A 2,903-nucleotide genomic window follows, 5' to 3' on the forward strand; every position below is an offset into this window, starting at 1 on the left:
AACCGCAGTCGGCGACCATCTGGCCGCCTACCTGCACGCCGCTGGCTCCGTGAACCGCACGTTGCGTGCTCGCGGCATTCGGACGATGGGCATCTCGCACGGCACCGTCAACGGCTGCCAGACCGAGCACGGTGTGCCAATGGCCGGATTCGATCACGAATTCACCATCGGAGCGCTGTTCGATGCGGAATGCGACGGCTTCATGCTCGGTCACATCCACCGCGCCCAGCAATGGGATCGCGAGGGCCGGCTGGTGGCGTATCCGGGTTCGATCGGGCGCTTCCACTATGGGGAAATCGGTGACAAGACCTACCTGCAATGGCGCGTCGCGCCGGGGCAGGCCGAAACCACGCCCATTGTGACGCCCGCTCGCGAGACACTGTGCATTGACTTCGACGGCCCGCCAGACATGGCGGAGCTGGCTCGCGTCGCCGCCGAGGCGTCGGACAAGTTCGTGCGCATCCGCTGGGTCGTCGACGAAGAGCACCGCCAGGTGGTCGATCGGGACGCCATCGGCGCTTTGTTCCTCAAGGCGACCGAGGTGAAGCTGGAAGGTCGGGTTTTGCCTGCCGTCCGTAGCCGCGCCGAAGGCATCAGCCGCGCCGCCAGCCTGTCGGAGAAGATCACGCGATGGGGGGAACTGACCCATGTCGATACCAACCCGTTGCTGGATCGTCTGTCGATGCTCGAGCACGCGGACCCGCAGGCCATCGCGGACCCGGTGCTGCAGCAACTGGAAAACGCAGGCAAGCCATCGGTGGTCGCGGCTCCCGCCGCGCTGTCGATGCAGATGCCATCGGAGCCTGTTACGGCACTCATGCCGGAAAAGATTGAGGTTCCCGTGCCCATTGCTAGGCAACCCAGCGCGCCGCCCGCGGCGATGGACTGGCTCAGCGACGACCTGTTTGCGGAAGCCGCCGCCTAACCCTTGAACGTGGCCAAAGCCATGTTCCGAGAGCCCTCCGGGGCTGTCGAAACATCGTTTTACCCCGCGTCCTTCGGACGCATCGACCGTTGTTTCATCTCATTGACCCCTGACGGGTGCATCCCGTCCGGGAATGCACTCGGTCTCCTTTGGAGTGCATCATGATGCTTTACCCTGCTGGCCCGGACTGGGCCCACACGTTTGAAACCGCACTAGGCGCGTCTACACTGGCCTCTCGCCTTGCGGACGCGCACGGCTTCACCCGCAGCACCCTGTTCCAGCCATTCGGCGCAGGGCGCGGCACGGTGATCGCCAAGCGCGACCATCTGTTGGTCCTCGCGGTACACGCCGCGGACGACCAGCACTGGTACGAAGTGACACCGTCGCTGGAGATGCAGAACCTGCTCTGGTCGTTCTCGCATGGCTATGCCAGCCAGTGGAGCGCGCTGGAACTCAGGGCGCTCTGTGGCTGCACCGCTTGGCCGGACGTGATCGCGCTGGCCCGCCAGCAGTTCGCCGCCGCCGTGCGCTCCCTGGAGCGTGCGTTGGCGGGTCTGCCCGAGCGGGATGCCGCCGCGGTGGCCCCAGACATGCCGTTCTACGACGGCGATGTGATGGAGCTGCCCGCCGATTACCTGGCTTCCATGACTGGTGCGGAGGTGTCCGAATGCGCCCGCTGAAACTCACCTTGACCGGGTTCCACGGCGTCCGGGACGGCATGAAGCGCGACAGCGTGACGCTCGACCTCGCGAACCTGCCCACTGGGCTGATCGCGCTGGTCGGCCCTAACGGTGCCGGCAAAACCACGCTGATGGACAACCTGCACCCGTATCCGATCATGCCGAGCCACGCCTCGAAAATGTCCGCGGATGCGTTCTCCTACTGGGATCACCTCTGTGGCACCCGTGGCGAGAAGGATCTGGAATGGGAGCACGCCGGCAAGCAGTACCGTTCGGCGTTCGCGTTCCGCAATCCCGGCAAGAGCCGCAAGGCCGAGTACTACCTGTTCCAGAAGGGCGCCAACGGCGACTGGGTACCGCTGCAACTGCCCGACGGCACGCTGTCGGACGGCAAGGCGGATACCTACAACCGCTGCATCGAGGCGGTGTTAGGCTCGCCCGAAGCGTTCTTCACCAGCGTGTTTTCGGCGCAGAACCGGCGCCCGATCGCCAGCTACCAGGCCGGCGAGATCAAGAAGCTGCTTGCCGAGTTGCTGGGCATCGACCACCTGCGTGATCTGTCGGCCAAGGCCGGCGAGGTTGCAAAGGGGCTGGGCCGGCATCTGGACACCCTGCAGCGCGACCTGGTCGGCTTGTCCGCTCAACGTGAGCGGGCGGGCCAGTTGGCACGGGACATTGGTCTAACCGACGAGGCCTTGATCGGGGCCCGGAGTGACCGCGATGCGAAGACTGCCGATGGCGCGAAGCTCCTGCAGGAGCGAGCGACTCTGGCAGCCAAGCAAAGTGCGAGTGCGGCCACCGACGCGCGTCTGCGCGAACTCAGGCATCGGGAAACCGAACTGGGAGCGCGCCGGCGGCAGTTGGATGCTGATCAGCGTGTTGCGGCCACCCGCGCTGCCACGCGGCGCCGGGAGTTGGAGCAGCTGATCGCCAGCCGCAAGCTGATGCTGGCCGAAGGGCCAGCGATCCTCGCGGCCGCCGAGCAGCGCGACGCCTTGCAGATGACCATTGGCCAGAAGCAGGGTGACTTCGCCACGAAGCAGCAGGCATTGAGCCGGTCGGATGCGCAGCAGGCACAGCATGCCGCGCTTTCGACTGAGTTGCAGGGGCTGGAAGCGCGCGGAAGGTCCGCCGCCCAGTTCGCCACCTCGTTGAAAGGCCAGGCCGATGTCATTGAGACGGTGCCATGCCGGGCCGATCCCATGCACAGCACCTGCCCGTTGCTCGCGCAGGCGCGTGACGCCAAGGGCAAGCTGGCCGAGCAGGTCATCCTCGTGAAGGATCTGCGGACCAGCTAC

Annotated in this window: 3 protein-coding genes; all 3 read left to right on the forward strand. The window is 65.8% G+C overall.

What is annotated here, in order from left to right:
- Positions 1 to 925 (forward strand): metallophosphoesterase family protein (locus ACYP5B_RS50685; protein WP_459575031.1); only part of this gene is annotated, 925 nt, incomplete at its 5' end.
- Positions 926 to 1,086: 161 nt separating this feature from the next.
- Entirely contained in the window at positions 1,087 to 1,605 is a 519-nt protein-coding gene (locus ACYP5B_RS50690) for a hypothetical protein (RefSeq protein ID WP_276286064.1), read from the forward strand.
- The coding region (locus ACYP5B_RS50695) for an AAA family ATPase (RefSeq protein ID WP_459575033.1) at positions 1,593 to 2,903 on the forward strand (1,311 nt) is incomplete at its 3' end. The genes ACYP5B_RS50690 and ACYP5B_RS50695, both read left to right, overlap by 13 nt.

This window comes from Cupriavidus sp. 8B (assembly GCF_054589115.1).